We start from the raw sequence: 19,806 nt of genomic DNA, 5'->3' as shown, positions 1-19,806 counted from the left end.
GGTATCCATCGTGAATAGTGCACAGCATCTGATCTTATCTCTGTTATTGATCACGGGTTTTTCTGCTCGTGCACAAGAGAATGTTGATGCCGCTGGTGTGGCAGATGATGTTCCTGCTCCGCAGCAGTCTTTAATGAAGTCGGCAGCAACCAAAGAATTTAATAAACCACTCTTTTTTGACCAGCTGGATAACGGGGTTTTATTGCCGCCGCTTGAGCTTGAGTACGATTTGACTGGTCAAAATGGCAAGGTTTTAAAAATCGGGCCTGTTGTTTTGAGCGAGCAGACTTTCAATTTCAGCCTGATGCCTTTGGGGAAAGCTCATCCGCAGATTTCTCGTGTATTGACTCCCACTGAAAAAAATGACGAAGCACTTATCATCAATTGGCCGATTGAGTTGATGGGCTCTGGTTCTTTGGAAATGATCTCTCGTACCGGTGCAGTTTTATGGCAATACGATATCAGTGAGTTGGAGCAGAAAAAATGGGCCGCTCAACTGCAAAGCTGGCGCGGGGCTTTGTTGGCGCAAAAGGTTTCACCGGCAGAGCTAACGACAACAGGTTTGTTTGGAAGTTCCTTCGCGATTCCTAATTTTAAAAACGCGGGATCGCCATTCGGTAAATTGAACGAGATCTTCCGTTTCTGTCTGACGCAGCAAGTGGGACGGGGATACAGCCGCCTTTGTTCACAGTGGTACGGAAATCAGAAAATCGAAAACAAAGTGGTCTTGGGTAAAGCCCGCGTTGATGCCACAACGCCACGTGTGCTTTTAAATAACGAAGAAACTTTGCCTCGTCAGTCCGCTCCGACAGCTTCGGAAGGTCCGACGTCATTCTTTGCGGAGCTTGCAACAGGCGAAAGCTACGAATTCATGGTTGAGCCGAATAAGCTGCAGCTGATGGATATCGCAGACACAGCTCGCCCGGGTTTGCTTCGTATCGTGGGTTACGACACGCGTCCGTTGGGAAGATCGGTGGTTTTAAATCCCGATCAGTATTTGAAAATCACGACGATCATCGGATTTGAGTCGACGATCGGTGACAGTCGTAAATTCTGGGCGGCTTCCTTGAAAAAAGACGATGCCAAAATTTATCTGCCAGGCCAGGGCGGTGGTATCTTTAAGCAGCGCTTCGAATTGTCTGTGATCCCACGTCGTCAGGCGCGTCTTTATGTTCACGAGCGCACGCCGACAGGGACGTACAATGACAACATCCGTCTGTTCGGTCGCAAACTTAAAGAAGTCACAGTCAGCACAGATCAAAACTCTGTGAATGTTGAAAAAGACGAACCGAATGAATTTGAGTGGAGATTTAAAGCCACGGAACGTGGTGAAATCAATCGCTCTTATTTGGATTTGGATTACCAAGGTCAAAAATATCGTTCGTACTTTGAGATCTATAAAGGGTATCCGCGCGAGTTGTCTGCACGTTTGTCCGTGGCAAAATCTTCTTCTGATTTCGTATTCATGGGCGAGCTTGCTTACAACCAATGGTTTGAGGACCTTTTCACTTGGTCTAATTACTGGGTGTCTCGTCAGCGTTGGGGTATCAGTGCCAAGTATTTTAAGTCTTTCAATGAAATCAAAGTCAGCACTTCGGGTCGCACGGCTCCGCTGGATGTTTTGACTGTGGATTTGAAATATCGTTTTATCCCGGGTCTTTGGAATCGTGATGAAACTTTGGGGATGATGGCTTCTTATCAAAACGTAAACTTTGGTGTTTTGACAGCGCCGATGGTGGGTGGTGGTCTGTTCTGGGCCCGCTCCATGCCGAAATTGATAGATGATGTTTTCAATATCCTGCCGTTATTCAGATATCCAAAATGGGTGGACGTGGAGTTTATCTATTACGCGCAAAGCTTGGATAGCAATGTGACTTTGAATTCTTCGATGTCACTCAACTTCCACGGTAAGGTTTTGTGGACCAATAATCTTTTTGGTGAGGCGGGTTTCGGTATCAAACGTTATGCGTTTGTGGACTCCGTTTTGAATCAAAAAGCTGACTTGAATACCTTTTATGGCACAGTCGGAATGGGGCTGAGCTTCTAGGGAAAATTGACCCGCTGACCGCAAATGGCAGGCTGTTGAACCTTTAGACAGGCTATGGCCTCCATTAACCAAATGTTTCCAGCTGGTCGTGGTACCCGAATTGCTTTGATAGGCTCAGATGGAGCAGCCTATGAAAAAGTGGATTTCCGCAGTTTTAATTAGCATCACGAGCCTTCACCAAGCCGCTGTCGCAGCAGACAGCAAGACAATCACTGATTCCTTCGTAAATAATCTTTCCTGTCAAAATCTGACGATCAATAGCATCTATCAGGCCATTCAGCCGACGGCTTTTCACACTTATTTTCATATCCCCATCACCAATTGGAAGTTCCATTCCGGCGGGCCTACGTTGGGTGTGTGCTGGGGTCTTTCCAGTGCGCAACGTAAGATGTTTTACCTGGCTCGCTTTGATGAAAAAGAGGAGCTCAGCAAGGAAGATCTGCTTCGTAAAACTTTGAACATGTTCCGTGGTGCCGAGTTCACGGCTCAGCAGTCAGGCAATGGCAAAGCCCGCATGATTCAGACTCCAGCGACCTTGGAGGTCCTTAAATATTCGGATCGATCTTTGATGGCCTCTTGGGCCTTGGCAGAGCGAAACCCGAAGGGCTTATTCCCCATGTTGAATCGTGGATACAAAGAAACCATCAATGGTGAATCAACTTGGATGACTTTCAAATTGGATTTAGAGCGCTCTCAACAGCAGCATTTTTTCCGCGGTGGAAACGTAAAGATGATCATGGGTGATACAACGGACCGCAGTCCCGTTGAAAACTTACTGACAGTTACACAATTGGAAAAAAACTTGAAAGCCAAGCGTCTAACAATGCTTGTACTTCGGGGTGGTACGACCACACAACACGTCGTGGTGGCGAAAGAAATACTGGATATGGGCAAGTACTTCCTGATTATGGTTTATGATTCTAACAATCCCTTGGCAGATATGCCGATGTATTATCAAAAAAACACTCAGTCTTTCCATGCTCCGGCAATCATGTCGGTTTTAGAAAAGACGGGTGACCATGGCCGGTCTCTTGGGGTATTTATAGTAGATGAAGATGAACAAGTAGCGATCGACGCTGCGATGCTAAAGCATTATAAAGCGGAATGTGCCAAGTAAAAACCGTCAACTGACGGCCGTAAGAAAGAGAGGAGCATGTCACTAAAAATAGTTTTTGCTTGTGCTCTCTTGTTGATGATTCTTGCGGTGGTAACTTCTTAAGCAAAGCTTTCCTGTTGGGACTTCTTAGGCGAAACCGTGCTGTTGAGACTTCTTAAGTGAAGTCTTGCGGATTAGAAGTAAGCGAATATCCCGGCAGAACCTGTGATCCCTGTATCTGAGTAATAACCCCCAGCCACAGTCTGGCGCTCATACTGATAGCCAAAGTCGATGCGAAAGCATGCGGAGCTGGATGTCGTTGGGTACCATTTCACGAAGCCACCGCCAAAAATATCCACGATATCAAATTTTGCTCCATTGCCACGATCCTCATTTCCGAAGGCGCCCCAGGCCGTTAAGCCAAAGATAAAGGCTTCACCTGGAGTATTCGGTGTGAAGTTATAATCGGCAAATCCGCCCACGCGCCAAGTTGTCGCAGTTACGTCACTGACGTGAGTCATCGTCATCTGCACCAATGGCCCTAATTCATAGGTTCCCAGGTTCCATCCATAGCGCGCCATTAGACTCATAGTTGTTTCATTTGTTGAATTGGGTGCATCCGATTTTGTATTTCCAAAGATCAAATTCAAACCAACAAAGTTTTTACGGGTTGCGGGGCCGGAGTCATCGCCTAATTGATCTTCCGAAATCAGATCATAGACAGCGCCGGGAGCCAGGGGAGAGGTGCTTTCAATAATAGCGGTGTTGCCTTTTACTTTGCGCACTTTAATTTTTTGGGCGTATGCGGAAACTGAGCCGAGGGTCATCATGGTTATAATCAAAAGAAGGTGTCTCATGTTGGTCCTTTGTTTTTGGCGTCTGCCTATTTTCGAAGTGATCCACAATACTGTCAACGGGAACTTGTCTCACTCTGGGAATGTCCGATTGTATTGAGTAAAGTTTGTCCGGACCTAGACCGAAAAGTTTTGTGGGGAATGAAAGGGGAATCGCATGTCTGCAAAATGGGGGAATATACCGTCGTGGGCTTACGATTCGGCCAAAGCACTCATGCAAACTTTGAAGATAGTCGACCCTGAAACCTATGCGCACTGTTGCCGTGTTGGCGAGATGTCGCGCAAACTGGCTCGCGATGCGGGTCTTAATGAGTACGAACAAAAGCTTGCTGAATTTGCTGGTCTCTTTCACGACATCGGTAAGATGGGTGTTTCTCAAAGCATTATTGCAAAGCCAGGAAAGCTAGATCCACAAGAACAAGCGATCATGCGCTCTCACCCGGTGATGAGTGAAGATATCGTGCAACCGTTAGCTTCGCATAAATTCTTTGGAACTATCTTGCCAGCAATTCGCGGGCACCATGAGCGTGTCGATGGCACAGGTTACCCAGATAAAATCGCCGGTGATAAAATTGATATTTTAGCCCGAGTTATTTTGGTGGTGGATACCTATGATGCCATGTCGCAGACGCGTGCCTATCGCAAAGGTTTGCCGGATGAGGTGGTGTACGAGGAACTGGTGCGTTGCTCAGGAACACAATTTGACTCGCAGTTAGTGAAAATCTTTTTACAAGCACATCCCCATTGGGCAGATCAACAAAACGACCAGGAAACAGAACATCTGTTAATTAAAAAAATCGCCTAAAAGGTACGGACACACTTTCTCCAGGCGCATTCGTCTAGGGCGGGCCAGAAAGAAGATTCCGAAGAGTGCATCCTGATAAAAAAATACCTCCTGCAAATTGCGGAGGTATTTTTTTTTGGCCGATTTATAGACTTAGGTTACTTTTGCTTATTCGTGCTTTCAAAGATCTTGTCAGCGGATTTCGCAACGAAACCTTGATAGAATTTGCCGTTATCCATTTTATAACGTTTTGCAAATTCATAATAGCAACCAGGAATATTGTGAGTGCCATCGCTGAATTTCACAGGAATTTCAGAAGCCATCGTCGAAGATTGCTCAAGATAATCCGCAGGCGTTCCTTTCACCAAGCCGCCTGACTTATTCAATACAATGCCTTTGCCTTGCAAGAACTCATTCAGGTGATTGATGTCCTGGAATTTTTTAAGTTTGTTGATGATCACAGTGAAGTGATTGGGGCGGAAGCCATAAGCCGCAACCCAAGAGGCGTATTCAGATTCTTTGGCAAGTTCTGAGTACAATGCCCAAGACATGTCCCAAGGACGACCACACATCGAGAAATCTTCGCTGTCGATCACGCTTTGCGGGATGGAGTCAGCAAGTTTCGTCAAAGTCTCGCGAACAAACGGAGAAACTTTTTCCAGCTCAAGTTCAGAGATAAAAATTTTCGGCATGTCTTCATTAGGATGCTCATAGTGGCGTGCGAACAATTTTTTCTCGGTGAAGATATATGGTTCACCTTTTTGTTCATAACCAAATTTTTTGAATTGCTTCGCCAAAGATTCGATACCCAGGCGTGGATGATTAAAGGTGCGAAGAGCAATGTGGTCGTTAAGGACAGTTTCGCCCTCAGCCACGAACAAGTCATGGATGTGTTTTGCTGCTGGATTTAGTTGGCAATAATCTACCCACATTTTTTCTAGTAAAGTATCAAGGGTCATGTTGTCTCCCGTTTAGAAATCAAGGATACTTCTGTTGGGAAAACGGAGCAATGCTTTAAGCGTTAATGTCGGAGCGTATAATGGCAATGAGTACACTTCCTGAGATCCAACAAATTGAAGCCCGCATTGAATCTATGGGTTCAGCCATGCGTTCAGAAATTCTGGAATACAGCCAGGATGGAGATTTGCGGCTGCCAATTTATAAAGTTTCATTTGGCACCACAGATCCCCAAGCTCCAGTTTTAGGAATCGTCGGGGGAGTGCATGGTCTTGAGCGTATCGGCGCTCAAGTCACAGTATCACTTTTAAATTCATTTGCAGAATTAGTGAGGTGGGACCGTCAAATGCAACGCACTTTGCAAGACGTGCGGGTGTTTTTTATCCCCACAGTAAATCCCATTGGAATTTTACGTAAAACGCGTAGCAATCCTCGCGGTGTGGATTTGATGCGAAACGCACCCATCGATGCAGATAAGCCAGCACGTTGGTTGGGTGGGCATCGCTATTCTGCAAAACTTCCGTGGTACCGTGGCAAAGAAAACGAACCGATGGAAGTGGAGGCTCAAGGCCTTGTCCGCGGAGTTCAGCAAGAGATCAAAGACAGTCAGCTTGCCATCACTTTGGATTGTCATTCGGGTTTTGGTTTGCAGGATCGCTTGTGGTTTCCCTATGCTCGCACCCAAGATCCTTTTCCGGAATTGGGACTGGCTCACTCATTTAAAAATCTTTTGGATCAGACGTATCCCCATCACTTTTATAAATTTGAACCCCAGGCTGGGACGTACACGACTCACGGAGATCTGTGGGATTATCTGTATCTGCAACATCAGGGTATTGAACGTGGTAAGCAGTATCTTCCCTTGTGTTTGGAAATGGGCTCGTGGATGTGGGTTAAAAAGCATCCGTCGCAACTTTTCAGAGCAGATGGTCCCTTCAATCCGTTGATTGGACATCGTCATCAGCGCACCTTGCGTCGGCATAATACTTTGTTGGAGCTGATGATTCGCGCTATTGCGAATCCTAGTGTTTGGGCCGCTTTGACGGCCGAGCAACTTGATCAGCATCGTTTGCAGGCCCAGAATCTGTGGTATGCAGGTGTAGGATTCCGTCGCTAGTAGCGTCACATAACGCACAGAGTCTTAGTGACCCAATAATTGCCCCCAAAAGCATGCTGGAGCACTTGCTCTAATTTAGCACCCAAAGTTCACAGAAAGATTTTCAGCGATGCTATCAAAGCTCATATATTTGACTTGAGACACCTCGGAAACAGGGTGTCGTTGACTCCCTTATCTGAATATTATCTTCTACCAACTGGACTTTTATCCAGAGGGAAACGTGAGGGGAACCACTTACCTGTTGGCTCTAATTCTGAGCTTATTTGCAGGTTCCAAAACCATGGCCGCCGATTCCAGCCTAAAATTGAAAAAGGCTGAAGGGATCACTACGCTTAAGAATCCTGAAATTACGTCAGATGATTCCAAGCCCGCGCACGTTTATGGTCAAATTCGTTTAGAGGGAATGCAGTATCTCACTCCCGTCCCTGATGCTCCCAGATTAACTTACAGTCAGCTTTTGTCCGCGCGTCTTTCGATTTTGAAAGAAGCCAGCTGGATTGATGCGGCTTCAGATGTTTCTGCGGGAACTTTCTTTTCTCGCGGGCAAACGCATCTGATTGTTCACGAAGCCTATGTGGCCTCCAAAGGTGAGACTTTCAAAGTCTTTGCCGGTCGTAAGAAAAAGGACTGGAGTGATATCGATCACCGTTGGAATTTGGGATTGTGGCAGCCGTATTTGACGATCGATGCTCTTCGTCCCGAAGAGGAAGGTTTGACCGGCGTCTTTTTTGATTACAACAAAAAGGACTGGGAAGTGATGTTGATGGTCACTCCTATGTTTATCCCCAGCATGGGACCCGATGTTCGTGAAGAGGGTGGCGGCTTGGTTGCCGACAGTCGCTGGTATCGTGCTCCTTCCCGCGATTACATCATGAATGCACGTATCAATACGATTTCCTATAAGCTCGACATTCCCGAGCAAGCCAAGCTTGTGAATAACGGCGGTGCTTCTTTGATGACTCGCCTGGGGGACAAATCCAAAGGTACTTGGATGGTGGTGAGTGCCGGTTACTTGCCAGTGAATGATTTGATTTTGAAACGCCAGGCCTTCAAACAAACTTCTGAAGACAAAGTTGACGTGACCGTACAGCCGGCAGTGACTTATCACCAAATCCAATCAGCGGATCTGGGTTATACTTTTAAATCTATCAAAACAACTCTTTCGTACTTGCAGGATACTCCTGAAAAAACTCTGCCGAATGAAGAGTGGGTGATTCAAAACCTGCAACCGCTTCAGGCGTACTCTGCGGCTTTGGATTTTGCTTTGCAGGATATTTTGACGAAAACCATCGCAGTTCAAGTGGCTTATTTGAAGGTTGTCGGCGGCGGTATCCAAGACGTGACTTCGACGGGAACTCCAGATGATTTCACTCTTTATGAATCTCGTTTGAAATTTACCAACAGTGTGATGCTTCGTTTGGAAGGCCAGCTTGTGACGGTTTATAATCGTCCGCTGGTGACTCGCGTGAAGTATCTTTACGACTATGATCAACGTGGATCTCTGTTAAATACAGAATTCCAATATTACCCCAATCAGAAATGGGCCGTGGTGATGGGTGGTGACGTTCTGGGCGTTCAGGATGAAAACTACAAAACTTCGAGTTTCCTGAACCAGTTCCGCGCCAACGACCGTTTCTATGGAGGCATGACTTATGTTTTCTAAGAACTCTCTGATGGCTGTCTTGATGGCAGCCATGATGGCCGTTGTTACCGGTTGTGATTCCAATATTGGTGAAAAACCTCCGGAAACAAAAGCCCACGAATATGCAGGGGCCGCGTGTTTGTCTAATACCAGCTCTGTGATGCGTGAATTTATCGAAGGGAACGCCAAAGAAGCAGACTTGAATGCTTTGTGGGGTTGCCTGGGGGGAGCGGTTCAAAGCTTTCAACGTTATGTCCGTGGCAGTGATAAATCCCGCTATTCTTCGCAAGAACTTGCAACGTTCTTTGAGAAAAATTACCTGGATCAAACCAAAGGTGCGAAAATCAGTCCGGAACTTCAGCGCGAGTTCATGAAGCTAAAACAGTTGTTCTTGGGTGGTGACGTTAATTATCTGACGCAAAAAGAACTGACCAGCATTCAAGAAGTGTTCGGAATGCTTAACGGCATCACCGTGCGCATGAATCCTTATATGAAGATTGTGGTTTTGAAGTGGTCTGTGTCTGACACGAACCAAGTTCAAAAAGATATGCTGTTCTTTGAAGAAGCGAATAAAGAGCTGCAAAACTCCGCCAAGGTTTTGGCGACTCATATCGAAAAAAATGGTCAAGCTTACAATCTTTCTGACTTTGTGACCTTCCTGCAGGAACTTTCAGACACCTTGGGTGATGAATGGTCTGCCGTGGAAACGGTGCGCACTTATATGCCGGTGGTTAAGAAAGTTAAAAAGGCTTTGGCAGGTGGCAATGAAAATGCCATTGCTCCAAATGAATGGCGCCGTTTCAGTATGCTGGGTGCCCGTGGGTATGTTCAATACCTGCGTTATTACTATTTCATCGAACAAGTTCCTGAAACCGACACTGGTTACCGCCTGACTTATTTGGCGCGCACGATGGAAGACGTTCTTTCCGTTTTCCAGGATCTGGTTGCGGAAAAGCCTGAGGGCGTGGTTTCCCGTGATGAAGTGAATGACCTGCTTTTGACGTTCTCGAAAGTATGGCCAGCGTTTAAAATTTCTCCGAAAATGATTTTGGAATCCATGAAGGTCAAACAATTGGTCTTCGGTGGCAGTGTTGATTCCTTCACGACGAATGATTTCAAAACCGCGCGCATGAAGGTCAATCGCCTGAAAGCGATCGTGGAAAGATTCCTGCCGTTCTATCCAATTTACAGTCGCGACTGGGATCCGCAGTTGTATTCCTATCAGGAGTCTCAAAAGCTGTTCCAAGATGCGCAGGCGGTACTTGAGCAGTCGGGTGTTGAGCTTGGTGGTTTGGTTGAGGGCCCTTACGACCTGAAGGACTTGATCGCTTTATTGCGTGAGTTTGAAACTTTGTATCCGCATAAAAACAAAGAACCTAAGGGCGGCAAGGAAGATCAAAAGTATGTCCCAATCAGCGAAGAGCTGAATAAGCTTCTGCCATTAGTAGTAGATGCGAAAAACATGGTTTTCGGTGGTAATGACTCTTCATTGTCTAAGAAAATCTGGAGTCCATTGTTGGGGATGGGCGCTCGTGTCTATACTAGCGTTTTGTATCATCACTATTTTGTGTCTGAAAAGGCGATGGAAAAATCCGAAACCCTTTGGTCGATTTCCACGTTTTCAAATCAAAGTTTGAATTTGTTGCGCGATATTCTGGTTAAAAAATCCGTTCATCAAGTCAGCATGAGTGAAATCATGCAGATCGTGAACCGTTTAAATGACCTGAAATACTTGCCCGAAAAAACCAATCTGAAATCATTGAAAACGATTTTGGGTCTGGCCGTGAATAACGTTTTGGTTGCTCCTGAAGACCGCTTGGGTGGCTATGTTCCGAACGCTATCACGATGCATTCGGTCGAGTTGCTGCGTGAAGAGTTGCAGATTTGGATTGATACCGAAATCTTTTTTGCTCAATTAACTCGCAAGTTCCCGGCAAATCAAGGTCTTCGCCCTCGTGATTTAGCCGATGCAATTGAAAAAGGCCGTACCAGCCCGAACAGTTCTGCGGCTCTTCGCACAGCTTTGCGCGAACTGGGGCCGGTGGTGCAGACGCCGTCTCCTTTGACGGTGGATGCTCAAGGCCGCATGTATATCTCGCGCGAATTACAGCAGGTGTACAATCAGCAGTCGTTGAGTCAGTTGAATCTGAACCGTGGCCTGGCTCGTATCATGATTCGTTCTTTTGCGGGTGATTTGGGTCGTATCAAATCCAACGCGGGCGTGACGGTCGAGGAAGTGAACGCCGTCTTTAAAACTGTGAAACCATTCTTTGTTGATTTGGGACTTCTTGAGCCCGAAAACGACACGTTCGGAGATGCGCGTTTCCGCGATGCCAATATCTTTATGCCTCACTCGGACGGAAACAAAACTGCGTCCTTTGTTGAGTTAACGGATTTAGTCGGCATGTTGTGGTCGGGTGTTAGCATCAACACGATGTTGACCGAAGCACTGCCGAAAGATTGTTTGTTTGAGCAAATGGTTAAAAGCAAAAAGACGGGTGTCGAGAAACTGGAAAAGATGGTGAAGGTGGATTGTGCTGCCAACGCCTATCGTTTCTTGTTGATGGATAAAATGACGGCAACACCAGTCTTCCGCCGATACCTGCAAGGTGCGGATCGTGACGAGACCTTGGAGTTTATTAATAACATCTTTAAATCGTCAGGCTACGTGCCAAATAAATCCCGCACGACCAAGCTTGCAGATTTGGGCCAAGTTCCCCACGCCATTCAATATGTGGAAATGATCTTCACGCGTTTTGATGAAAACAGCGACGGCGTGTTGACCAAGTATGAAGCCTTGAAAGCTTACGATCTGTTTGCAGATTTGTTGAAGCAATACGCGGGCGATCAGGTCGCTCCGAAAGATTTGGATTCTGTTTTCATGTTCTTGCTTCGTTATGGAAAAGCACCGACGACGTTGAAAGAAAAAGCGACGTGGTTCTTGCGTTGGAAGGGCAAACCTGACAACTGGAATGTGGCTGCGGATCGCAGTCAGTTGGCTCGCATCTTGGGATACATCGCAGATATGAGTAGCAAGGCTACTGCTGATGCTATTCCTGAAGTTCCTGAGTCGGATCTTAATTCTTACTAGTTCATGGTTTTGACCCGCGCGACTGGCCTGAATCAGTCCGCTGGCTTCCTGCAGCTGCGTCGACACGCCATCCGTGGCTCACCGTCGCCGCCTGCGGCGGTTCGCGCATCGTGCGCCGACGGAGGTCGACTTCGTGCAGGCATCCATCGGCCTGCTTCAGGCCAGTCGCGCTGGCGCTCCTGTCTTGTCTTTCTTAATATTCGAAGGGGGAACGGAGGTGGGGAGCATCAGGTCTTTTGCTTTAGATGGCCCTGAGGCTTCGTCGTTGTTTCGTTCTTAGTAACTGAATAATTTGGACCGTGATCTTCCGTCGTAATTGAATGCATCTCTAATTAATGCAATCAGTTGACGAAGCGGAAGTAAATCTGACGCATGCAGCAACCGCTCCGGCAGTAGAAATTGCAGGATTGTTAGGATGCCGATTCCTGATTTTGTTTTTATACGGCTGGTGAATGTGTTTGGTCGTGAGTTTGTTGTGCGTGAAGAGTTGCTTGGATATTTATGGATAAGCCCAATTCATAAGAAACCTTATCGTCGTTCTTATATTTGCCTATCTGGCTTTCCGAATTACTGATTCTTATTTTGTGATGCTGGAACTAATTTACGATTTTGTTCGTGCTGATGGCAGCACCTGTGACTGTCGCTTGGTTTACAATGATGCCGGTGTAGATTCCTGGGGCTTGCTGGGCTGCCGGGTAGCTGCTTGTTAGGTCGCCGCTGCTGTTGGTGTCTACGTCGGCTGTGGTTGCAGCATAGGGAGTGTATCTCCAAATCAACACTCTGGTTTTATTGCTGCCGCCGGTGTTGTTGTGGATGTCGATGACGAAGTCCAATGCCAAAGGTGCATACATGTTGGTGATGGAGCTTGCTACGGTGACCCAGTTGCCGTTCACGCCGATTTGGCAGGAGACGTTCACGCCGGTGCGGCTAAACTTCACGGCGATACCTGTGGATTCGGTGATGTTCAGATCGTTTGAGTTGAAAACGATTGTTGCTGTTGAGTTTGTGCTGCTGCCATCGAGGGCCGCTTTAAATTTGATTGAGTTGTTCGTCAAAACTCCGGCGAGTGGCGTAACGAAACGGACTTTTCCGATGCCGGAAATTTCGTCGGCGGTTGCTGTTGTTAATGTTCCACCAATTTGAGTATACGGATCAATACCAGTCACGTCGGTGCTAGTACCACCACACGCCACCAAAGAGAGAGTAGCGCCGACCAGCAAGAAAACCACTACGCCTGATAACAGGGCAGGGTAAAGAATCGCAATTTTACGGGAAATTCTTAGAATGAATTTTTCCACATCATTGATTCCACTGGTAATGGAAGCTTCTCGTTGTACTTAGCAGAAGGCTTCACGTTGTATGGCGTGAGAATTTCACCTTTTACTTCAAAGTAGATCAGCTGCCCAACGGGCATTCCAGTGTAAACTCTGACGGGTTGTTTTACGGAGATTTCCAGGGTCCAGAAATTACAGAAACCCACGTCGCCTTTGCCGGCAGTTGCGTGGATGTCGATACCAAGACGACCAACACTGGATTTACCTTCAAGGAATGGAACGTGTTTCAAAGTCTCAGTGTATTCCTGAGTAACGCCCAAATACAAAGTATCCGGCATGAGAACAAAGCCCTCATCCGGAATCTCGAAAGTACGAATCTTGTTATGCTTCTTAGCGTCCAGCACTTCGTCTTCATACACTGCAAGAGTTTTACCCAAGTGAACATCGTAAGAGTTCGTACCTAGGCATTCTCTGCGGAAGGGCTCAACTTTAATTGTGCCAGCTTCCATGTGTGAGAGAATCTGCTGATCCGTAAGAATCATTACTTAGTTTCTCTGTGAACCGTGTGACGTTTCAAATTTGGATTGTATTTTTTCTTTTCAAGACGGCTTGGAGTCTTAGTTTTGTTTTTCGTTGTAGTGTAACGAGAAACTGGTTTGCCTTCACCGCGAGCTTCAGTGCACTCAAGAGTGATGATGATTCTTCCTGATTTTTTAGCCATTTTCGTACCTCTTAAAACTTATATGTATTGCCTCGCGCATAATGCGAAAAATGACAATACCTTTTCAAAGGGGCTCAAGGTATCAAAGGAAAACGGAAACTTCAACAGCCAATTTCACGTCTTACGAGGGAAATCATGAAGTCTTTAAACCTTTTTTTGGTAGCCGCTCTCGTTTCTGCCTGCGCCCATGCTCAAACGACGGGCATCCTCAGAGGGAACGACCTCCAATCGACGACCTTATCCGAGTCCCTTTCTAAAGTCACTCCGGGCTCAATTGTGCTGGTTGGAGAGAATCACGGATTACCAGAGCACCAGCGTCAACAGGTCGAAATCATGCGTCAGCTGCGACACTCCGGGCATGTCGTGGCCGTGGGATTGGAATTTTTTACATACACCGACCAGAGTCACGTAGATGCCTACCGCACAGGCGGCCTGAATGAAGCCGACTTTTTAAATGCGATTCAGTGGAAATCACCTTCTTATGAGTTCTACCGCGATCAGGCGCAATTCCCGAACCTCCAAGAAGGTGCAAAGACTTTGGCGTTGAATGCACCTCGTGAGTTGACGGGGAAAGTGGCTAAGACAGGTCTAAACTCCCTGTCACCCGAAGAACAAGCTCTGCTACCACCGCAGTTTGCATTGGGCCGTGATTCCTATAAAAAAAGATTCTTGGAGCAAATGCCTCATCTGCCAAATCCGGAAGCAGGTGAGCGCTACTTTGCGGCGCAGTCTATTTGGGATGACACAATGGCGTGGCGAGCGACGGACTATATTGCGGCTCACCCGAATCAAGTCTTGGTGATTGTTGTCGGAGAATTTCACACCCGCTTTGGGGGAGGATTGCCCGATCGAATACTGGCTCGTTCCCCGGGAACTCCTGTGATTACGTTTTCTCAGATAAATACCACGGACCTTAGTGAATCGGAGATCCAGGATGAGGTGAATCCTCATACGGATTATGGAGTCCGTGCGAATTATCTGTGGCTTGCGCCAGCGAAAAGTCCAGCCCCATAGTCAGCGCACTGAAATCCGTTGTTAATTGTACGGAGTTTTCTAAAATAAGGGGAACCGTTTTAAGGAGTCCTATGTTCCCCCTCGAAACACGCATCTTAGTTATTGATGACATGCCCTCTATCAGAGACCTGGTGAAAAACACACTGAAGGCGATGGGCTTTAAAAACATTCAAGAAGCGGGCGACGGCGAAGAGGGTTTGAAAGTCCTTATGCAGTCGAACAATCCTGGCTCCAGTATTCAGTTGGTTATTTCCGATTGGAACATGCCGAAAATGAAGGGCTTGGATTTACTAAAGCACGTGCGTGCGACATCCGAATGGCAGAATCTTCCATTCGTTCTTTTAACGTCAGAGTCCGAGCGCGATCAGGTCACTGAAGCGGTTTTAGCCGGCGTTTCTCAATATATCGTTAAGCCGTTCTCGGCGAAAATTTTCGAAGATAAACTTAAAGCAGCGTGGACTAAACACAATCAAAAATAAGAAGTGAGGGGTATGGAACAATCCCAAACGTTTTCTCCGAGGGTGGGACTGAAAAGAACACTCTCTGATCGGGCACTCTTAAAAGTTTTTTATTATCTGCTCTTTCCTTTGGCGTTGGCCTTTGTGCTGCCTTATGTTCCGATGGTTTTGATGGCCATCGAAGAAGGCTCGATCCTGACGGCGGTAAGTTTCCTTGTTCTTGCTTTGCCGATGCCCGCGATCTTGTTGTTCCAGGCTTTTTCATTCTTTAAGCCTCTGGCTTTCTCGAATGTCGCGATCTTCCCAGATCGCCTGCAGATGACGGGTAAAGATAAAAAGTCCATCGAAGTCCCTTTTGCAGATATCAAAGAAGTGAAGTTGTCCCACCTTCCATATCAAGGTGGTTCGTTTGTGATCGTGATGAACGACGGCAAGCAATACAAATTCACCGTGATCCTTGAGCGTAGCGAATACGTTTTGGAAGCGATCTCATCTTACAATCCTCAGTTGCTTCCGCCGGAATCCTTTGAGCTTTACCGTCGCACCGCTATCTGCGCCGATCATAACTACACTCGTATCAATGATGCTTTGAAAAACTGGCGCATCCTGGTGGTGAAGTACTTACTTCTGCCAGTGATCGTTTCCGTGGCGGTTGTATTGCTGGCGCCTTACCTAGGGCGTCTGTCGATCACAGAAGCTTTGGATAATGTGTTTCGCTCCATCACCATCGTGAATTTGGTTTTGGGAGTTGCGTGCTTCCTGATCGCAGCTCTGTGGATTACGGGAATTACCAACCGTGCATTGATCCGCGAGCCTAACAATGCCCGTCGTGACATGGTCATGGAAGGAAAAGTGTACCTGGTGGCAAGTATCGTACACTGGGTTTGTTTTGCGGGATTTGTGGTTTATTTCACACTTCGCTAAGATTAAGCGGCGTTGAGTTTTTTCGCTGGCAATATATCTATAATATAAGGCACTTCCACTATCAGGGACGTGCCTTTTCCATTTTCAGAGCTCACAGAAACAGTGCCACCCAGGAGTTCAGCAGCGTGTTTGATTGCATCCATACCAACGCCGCGACCGGAAGTCTCAGTGACCTGTTCACGAGTAGAGAATTGACTGTCAAATATATGCTGAATCACTTCCTGATCAGATTCTTTAGAGACATCCAAACCTTTTGCTGTGAGCTTTTCACGAATGACTTTGGCATTTACACCGGCACCGTCATCGTCGACACGAATTTGCAACCAGTCCACATCAGGTTTTCTTAAAAGATCGAATTGCACGCTGATCGTACCAGCAGTGGGTTTGCCTAGCTCTGCACGAACAGAGGGAAGCTCGATGCCGTGATCCACAGAGTTACGGAAAGAATGCACAAACGTCGCAAAGAGGTTTGAGTAGATTTCCGGTAAAACTTTTAGTTCCGCATTTTTCAAGATCACAGGATTTAATTGTTTTTCTTGCTTCTCGGCGACCTTCTGAGCGACATCGTCATACGCTGCAAAGAAAGAGCCCACAGTTTCCATCATGAATTCATTCAATAGCAGACGGGCTGCAGAGTTTCCTTGCGGAAGATTTTGCAGTTGCGCGACTGTGGATTGAAGTTTGCTGACGGGGATTTCCAAAAGGCGTTCTTGTGATAACGCTTTGCCACCCAGGATTTCCTGAGTTTTCGTAAGGAAAGCTTGAAAGGTTTTTTCAACCAACAGGCTTTCATCCTGAAGTTTTTGATATTGATCGGCGCTGCGGGATTCTTTAAATTCCGCAAGCAACGTTTCCGCTTTATGGCAGGCTTCCGTCATATCCTGGATAGAAAACAACGCCGCGCCACCTTTTAAAGTATGTAACTGACGGAAAAGCGATTCATCATCTGCATTTTCCCAGGAAGCTTTCAGGCCTGATTTTAGCTCTGACAAGAGGGATTCGGATTCGCGAACAAAACGACCGATTTGGTTTTTGTTCTGAACCATATTGATGATCAAATTTGCATAAGCACGATCGCGTTCAGCCTGCTCTTGAGCTTCCACCAGGCGAGTGATGTCGGAGGCGACCATCACGATGCCATCCATCTTACCTTCCGCATTGCGAAGCGGGAAGTATTCTAAGGCAATCTGATTGCCTTGAGAGTGCGGATATTTTTCAGGTCCCAGTGGAGCCAAGTCTTCAAACGGCAACATTTCCATGAAAATGGTTTTCATCCATTTTTGGAAGCCATCGACTTTGTTTGCGGGGAGTTTTAATACATCCCAAATGTTTTTTCCTTGAGGACGATCTTCCACCGTGGATTCGCAGGCTTTGGAAGTTACTTCTAGCACGCGACCTTGTTCATTAAAGATCAAGAAGCCCTGGTTCAAACTGTCCAGCAGGGCGGTCATCATTTGATTCAAACGTGACAACTCAGCAGTACGGTCCGCTACCATTTTTTCCAAGTTTTTAGAGTAGTTTTCCAGCTGAACTTTGGCGTCTTCAAGGTCTTTGATGACGTCTTCTTTTTGTTCAAGCTCGGCGCGATATTTCTTTTGCAGACGTTCTTCCAAAGTCACGTCGCGCACAAAGACGATCCAGTTTTTATCACCCATGGAATCAAAGACGGGTTGCAAAGTGATCTGCACTTTACCTTCACCACCTTGAGAAGTTTTAAACGTCACTTCTTTGTAGGGGGTCGGGTCGCAGACGTGAATCAACCTTTCCAGCTGTTCAATAGGTTCGCTGAACGTAAAAAGATCCAGGAACTTCATCGAGCCGCGAGTGATTTTTCTAACCGAAAGACCACAAACAACCGCCGCTGTCTCATTGCAATAGATGACCTTTTGATCTGTATTCAGAACAAAAACGGGTTCTAGCAAGGTGTCAAACAGCGAGTATTGAATCTTCATTTTACGAACGTTTCATTTTTCTGATGGTAAACCGTGAATTCGCGCTTATCAGTCCATGAGGACGGCAAGTCGTCTTTGGCTTCTGCTCGTACGCGCCAATAGATTTTACCCAATGGCACTTTGCTTTTAATCAGATAGCGATTGCCCGGCAAAGTGGACGTGTACAGGATGCGCGAGAAGTCTTCTTTATCAGAAACTTCCACGGTATAACCCGTAGCACCTGCAACTTTTCTCCACTCAAGCCAGATGAAAGGCTCTTGCTGAGTTTGCAGGAAGATCGACATATTATTAAACGGCTCCATCAATTGAGGAGACGTCAAAATCGGTTTCATATCTTCAACCAGGATGCTGCCAATATCACTTGGCGGGCTCAGTTGACCTTTGGGGCTCACTGCATACACGCGGTAGTAGGATTGACCTTTTTCCATTTGTGACCACAACGCAGACGTGTCTTGCACATCATATTGTTGCGGCTGCTGGAAGTTTAGGTCTTTAGAAACCTGCACGCGGTAACCGCGGGTTTTAGCAACAGAAGTCCACTCCATTTTAGGAGCCATCTCACTGGCTGGACGACGCTCGTCAGGACGAGGCAGACGGAACTTGATATCTTTGGCAATCAGTTCTGGACGATCCGGGATCGGCTCTTTTTTCGCTGTCACTTGGATCGTGAAAGGAACCGCTGCAGACCAACCGGAGATTTTTTTATCTTGAGTTGCACCATTCACACGCACCCAGTAAGTACCGGATGGCAGGCGAGGAGTCAGAGTGTTTTGTACGAAGGAATTGCCTTCTTTCACAACTTTCTCGAACTTTTCATCCTGGGAAATTTGCCAGTGATAGGATTTAAGCATTGAATCTGCAGACCAACGAACCTCAGTCGAAATCGCCAGCTGCGAGGGGTCACGCACTTCCAGTTCCATTTGGAACTCAGCATTTTGCCCTGGAGATGTGATCACCGGAACATTCAAATGAAGAAGTGACATGTGACGAGTTTCAGATAGGCCAATTTCGCCATTGCGATCGTAGGCTTTAACACGCCAGAAGTAAGGACCTGGTTCCAAAGGCTCAGAGATTTCTGTTTTGCCTTCAGTTGTGGTTTTTAGAACTGCGACATTGTTAAAGTCAGCTGTCGGTGAAACTTCCATTTCAAAGCGCGCGATATTACCGCGACCACGCCAGTTGAATGGCATTTTATCATCTGGATTTTCACGCACGAAAGTGGTGTTGTTCGCCGTTAAAAGTTCAACGGTTGGTTTGACCAAGGCTTTCACACCCTGAGGTGAGACCGCTATCGGTTGTTCTTTATCTAAAGACTTACGAACTTTTTTGTCCTGATAGTTCACTTTACCAGCTAACAGACGAAGGTCGACGTTACCGGAGTGGGATTTTTTGAACTCGATCTTGCCGCCACCATCCAGGTTGAACTCTTCGGCGCCGGATTTGATTTTGATTTGAGAACCCTGAGTGATATCACCGACCAAGTTACCGTAACGCAGGTCGAGCATCATCTGGCCATTTTTCATGTTCAAAGTGATCAATGAATTAGGGGCGATGCGAATCAAGGTGCCATCTTGTAGGCGGATTTGAGCCTCGGAACGGTCCCCAGTGTAAATGGAATCGTTATCGAAGATTTTATCTTCGCGAGTCGCAGGCAACCAACTGAACGTATCCAGGTTCTTTCTGCGAACGTCGTTTTGCGATGTCGCGACGGAACCAATCAGTTCCATTTCGCTTTGGTTGGATTTAGGGAATAGCAAGGAGTCGTCGTACAAGAAGTACGAGAACAACAGCAACACGAGGACTGCTACTCCGAATATTGTTTTCTCTGTTTTTCCTAAACGTGTCATATATCTCCCGGTAAACTCATCGGCTTAG

The 19,806-nt window shown here is 46.7% G+C and carries 16 protein-coding genes; 9 read left to right on the top strand and 7 right to left on the bottom strand.

The features are described from left to right. Positions 1-10 precede the first annotated feature (10 nt). Positions 11-2,047 carry a hypothetical protein gene (locus tag DOM22_RS12690; RefSeq protein WP_246845626.1) on the top strand — a complete coding sequence of 679 codons (2,037 nt, stop codon included), beginning with the start codon at positions 11-13 and terminating at the stop codon, positions 2,045-2,047. 130 nt (positions 2,048-2,177) lie between these two features. Beyond that, entirely contained in the window at positions 2,178-3,164 is a 987-nt protein-coding gene (locus DOM22_RS12685; protein WP_142700730.1) for a hypothetical protein, read from the top strand. Positions 3,165-3,337: 173 nt separating this feature from the next. Here DOM22_RS12685 and DOM22_RS12680 read toward each other — a convergent pair whose 3' ends face one another. After that, the gene (locus tag DOM22_RS12680; protein ID WP_168196649.1) at positions 3,338-4,000 is read right to left on the bottom strand and encodes a hypothetical protein; all 663 of its coding nucleotides are present in this window, start codon (positions 3,998-4,000) and stop codon (positions 3,338-3,340) included. 154 nt (positions 4,001-4,154) lie between these two features. Between DOM22_RS12680 and DOM22_RS12675 the strand changes: the two genes are divergently transcribed. After that, on the top strand, positions 4,155-4,802 hold the full coding sequence (locus DOM22_RS12675) for an HD-GYP domain-containing protein (RefSeq protein ID WP_142700728.1): 648 nt from the start codon (positions 4,155-4,157) through the stop codon (positions 4,800-4,802). A gap of 137 nt (positions 4,803-4,939) precedes the next feature. On the opposite strand, the gene DOM22_RS12670 is transcribed toward DOM22_RS12675, so the two are convergent. Beyond that, positions 4,940-5,740 (bottom strand): DUF1338 domain-containing protein, encoded by an 801-nt coding sequence (locus DOM22_RS12670; protein ID WP_142700727.1) that lies wholly within the window; start codon positions 5,738-5,740, stop codon positions 4,940-4,942. Between the two features lie 80 nt (positions 5,741-5,820). Between DOM22_RS12670 and DOM22_RS12665 the strand changes: the two genes are divergently transcribed. From DOM22_RS12665 to DOM22_RS12655, 3 genes are all read left to right on the top strand, one after another. Then, entirely contained in the window at positions 5,821-6,855 is a 1,035-nt protein-coding gene (locus DOM22_RS12665) for a M14 family zinc carboxypeptidase (protein ID WP_246845625.1), read from the top strand. Positions 6,856-7,096: 241 nt separating this feature from the next. Further along, positions 7,097-8,518 (top strand): transposase, encoded by a 1,422-nt coding sequence (locus tag DOM22_RS12660; protein ID WP_246845624.1) that lies wholly within the window; start codon positions 7,097-7,099, stop codon positions 8,516-8,518. Then, a complete protein-coding gene (locus DOM22_RS12655) occupies positions 8,508-11,588 on the top strand; it encodes a hypothetical protein (protein ID WP_142700725.1) in 3,081 nt (1,026 codons plus the stop codon). Before DOM22_RS12660 ends, DOM22_RS12655 begins: the two co-directional genes overlap by 11 nt. Before the next feature lie 596 nt (positions 11,589-12,184). On the opposite strand, the gene DOM22_RS12650 is transcribed toward DOM22_RS12655, so the two are convergent. From DOM22_RS12650 to rpmG, 3 genes are read right to left on the bottom strand one after another with little or no spacing between them, the layout of a single operon-like run. Then, entirely contained in the window at positions 12,185-12,886 is a 702-nt protein-coding gene (locus DOM22_RS12650; RefSeq protein WP_142700724.1) for a hypothetical protein, read from the bottom strand. Continuing rightward, positions 12,868-13,404: a dCTP deaminase gene (gene dcd, locus DOM22_RS12645; protein WP_142700723.1), complete on the bottom strand. Its 537-nt coding sequence runs from the start codon at positions 13,402-13,404 to the stop codon at positions 12,868-12,870. The genes DOM22_RS12650 and dcd overlap by 19 nt, the downstream gene beginning before the upstream one ends. Next, positions 13,404-13,583 (bottom strand): 50S ribosomal protein L33, encoded by a 180-nt coding sequence (gene rpmG, locus DOM22_RS12640; RefSeq protein ID WP_142700722.1) that lies wholly within the window; start codon positions 13,581-13,583, stop codon positions 13,404-13,406. The genes dcd and rpmG overlap by 1 nt, the downstream gene beginning before the upstream one ends. A 135-nt stretch (positions 13,584-13,718) precedes the next feature. Between rpmG and DOM22_RS12635 the strand changes: the two genes are divergently transcribed. From DOM22_RS12635 to DOM22_RS12625, 3 genes are all read left to right on the top strand, one after another. Beyond that, positions 13,719-14,597 (top strand): ChaN family lipoprotein, encoded by an 879-nt coding sequence (locus DOM22_RS12635; RefSeq protein ID WP_142700721.1) that lies wholly within the window; start codon positions 13,719-13,721, stop codon positions 14,595-14,597. 71 nt (positions 14,598-14,668) lie between these two features. Beyond that, a complete protein-coding gene (locus DOM22_RS12630) occupies positions 14,669-15,076 on the top strand; it encodes a response regulator (RefSeq protein ID WP_142700720.1) in 408 nt (135 codons plus the stop codon). Positions 15,077-15,088: 12 nt separating this feature from the next. Further along, a complete protein-coding gene (locus DOM22_RS12625; protein WP_142700719.1) occupies positions 15,089-15,979 on the top strand; it encodes a hypothetical protein in 891 nt (296 codons plus the stop codon). Positions 15,980-15,981: 2 nt separating this feature from the next. On the opposite strand, the gene DOM22_RS12620 is transcribed toward DOM22_RS12625, so the two are convergent. Further along, on the bottom strand, positions 15,982-17,931 hold the full coding sequence (locus DOM22_RS12620) for an ATP-binding protein (RefSeq protein WP_142700718.1): 1,950 nt from the start codon (positions 17,929-17,931) through the stop codon (positions 15,982-15,984). Next, positions 17,928-19,778 carry a FecR domain-containing protein gene (locus DOM22_RS12615; RefSeq protein WP_142700717.1) on the bottom strand — a complete coding sequence of 617 codons (1,851 nt, stop codon included), beginning with the start codon at positions 19,776-19,778 and terminating at the stop codon, positions 17,928-17,930. Before DOM22_RS12615 ends, DOM22_RS12620 begins: the two co-directional genes overlap by 4 nt. Positions 19,779-19,806: the final 28 nt, after the last annotated feature.

Origin of the sequence: Bdellovibrio sp. ZAP7, assembly GCF_006874645.1 — a bacterium.
Taxonomy (GTDB): Bacteria; Bdellovibrionota; Bdellovibrionia; order Bdellovibrionales; family Bdellovibrionaceae; genus Bdellovibrio.
Note: the sequence above shows the minus strand (reverse complement) of the source record. Positions and strands in the feature narration are given on the sequence as shown.

Bases quoted from the DNA above. Each gene is read 5' to 3' on its own strand.
- DOM22_RS12685 (WP_142700730.1), top strand. From the start codon at position 2,178: ATGAAAAAGTGGATTTCCGCAGTTTTAATTAGCATCACGAGCCTTCAC.
- DOM22_RS12680 (WP_168196649.1), bottom strand. From the start codon at position 4,000: ATGAGACACCTTCTTTTGATTATAACCATGATGACCCTCGGCTCAGTT.
- DOM22_RS12675 (WP_142700728.1), top strand. From the start codon at position 4,155: ATGTCTGCAAAATGGGGGAATATACCGTCGTGGGCTTACGATTCGGCC.
- DOM22_RS12670 (WP_142700727.1), bottom strand. From the start codon at position 5,740: ATGACCCTTGATACTTTACTAGAAAAAATGTGGGTAGATTATTGCCAA.
- DOM22_RS12665 (WP_246845625.1), top strand. From the start codon at position 5,821: ATGGCAATGAGTACACTTCCTGAGATCCAACAAATTGAAGCCCGCATT.
- DOM22_RS12655 (WP_142700725.1), top strand. From the start codon at position 8,508: ATGTTTTCTAAGAACTCTCTGATGGCTGTCTTGATGGCAGCCATGATG.
- dcd (WP_142700723.1), bottom strand. From the start codon at position 13,404: ATGATTCTTACGGATCAGCAGATTCTCTCACACATGGAAGCTGGCACA.
- rpmG (WP_142700722.1), bottom strand. From the start codon at position 13,583: ATGGCTAAAAAATCAGGAAGAATCATCATCACTCTTGAGTGCACTGAA.
- DOM22_RS12635 (WP_142700721.1), top strand. From the start codon at position 13,719: ATGAAGTCTTTAAACCTTTTTTTGGTAGCCGCTCTCGTTTCTGCCTGC.
- DOM22_RS12630 (WP_142700720.1), top strand. From the start codon at position 14,669: ATGTTCCCCCTCGAAACACGCATCTTAGTTATTGATGACATGCCCTCT.
- DOM22_RS12625 (WP_142700719.1), top strand. From the start codon at position 15,089: ATGGAACAATCCCAAACGTTTTCTCCGAGGGTGGGACTGAAAAGAACA.
- DOM22_RS12620 (WP_142700718.1), bottom strand. From the start codon at position 17,931: ATGAAGATTCAATACTCGCTGTTTGACACCTTGCTAGAACCCGTTTTT.
- DOM22_RS12615 (WP_142700717.1), bottom strand. From the start codon at position 19,778: ATGACACGTTTAGGAAAAACAGAGAAAACAATATTCGGAGTAGCAGTC.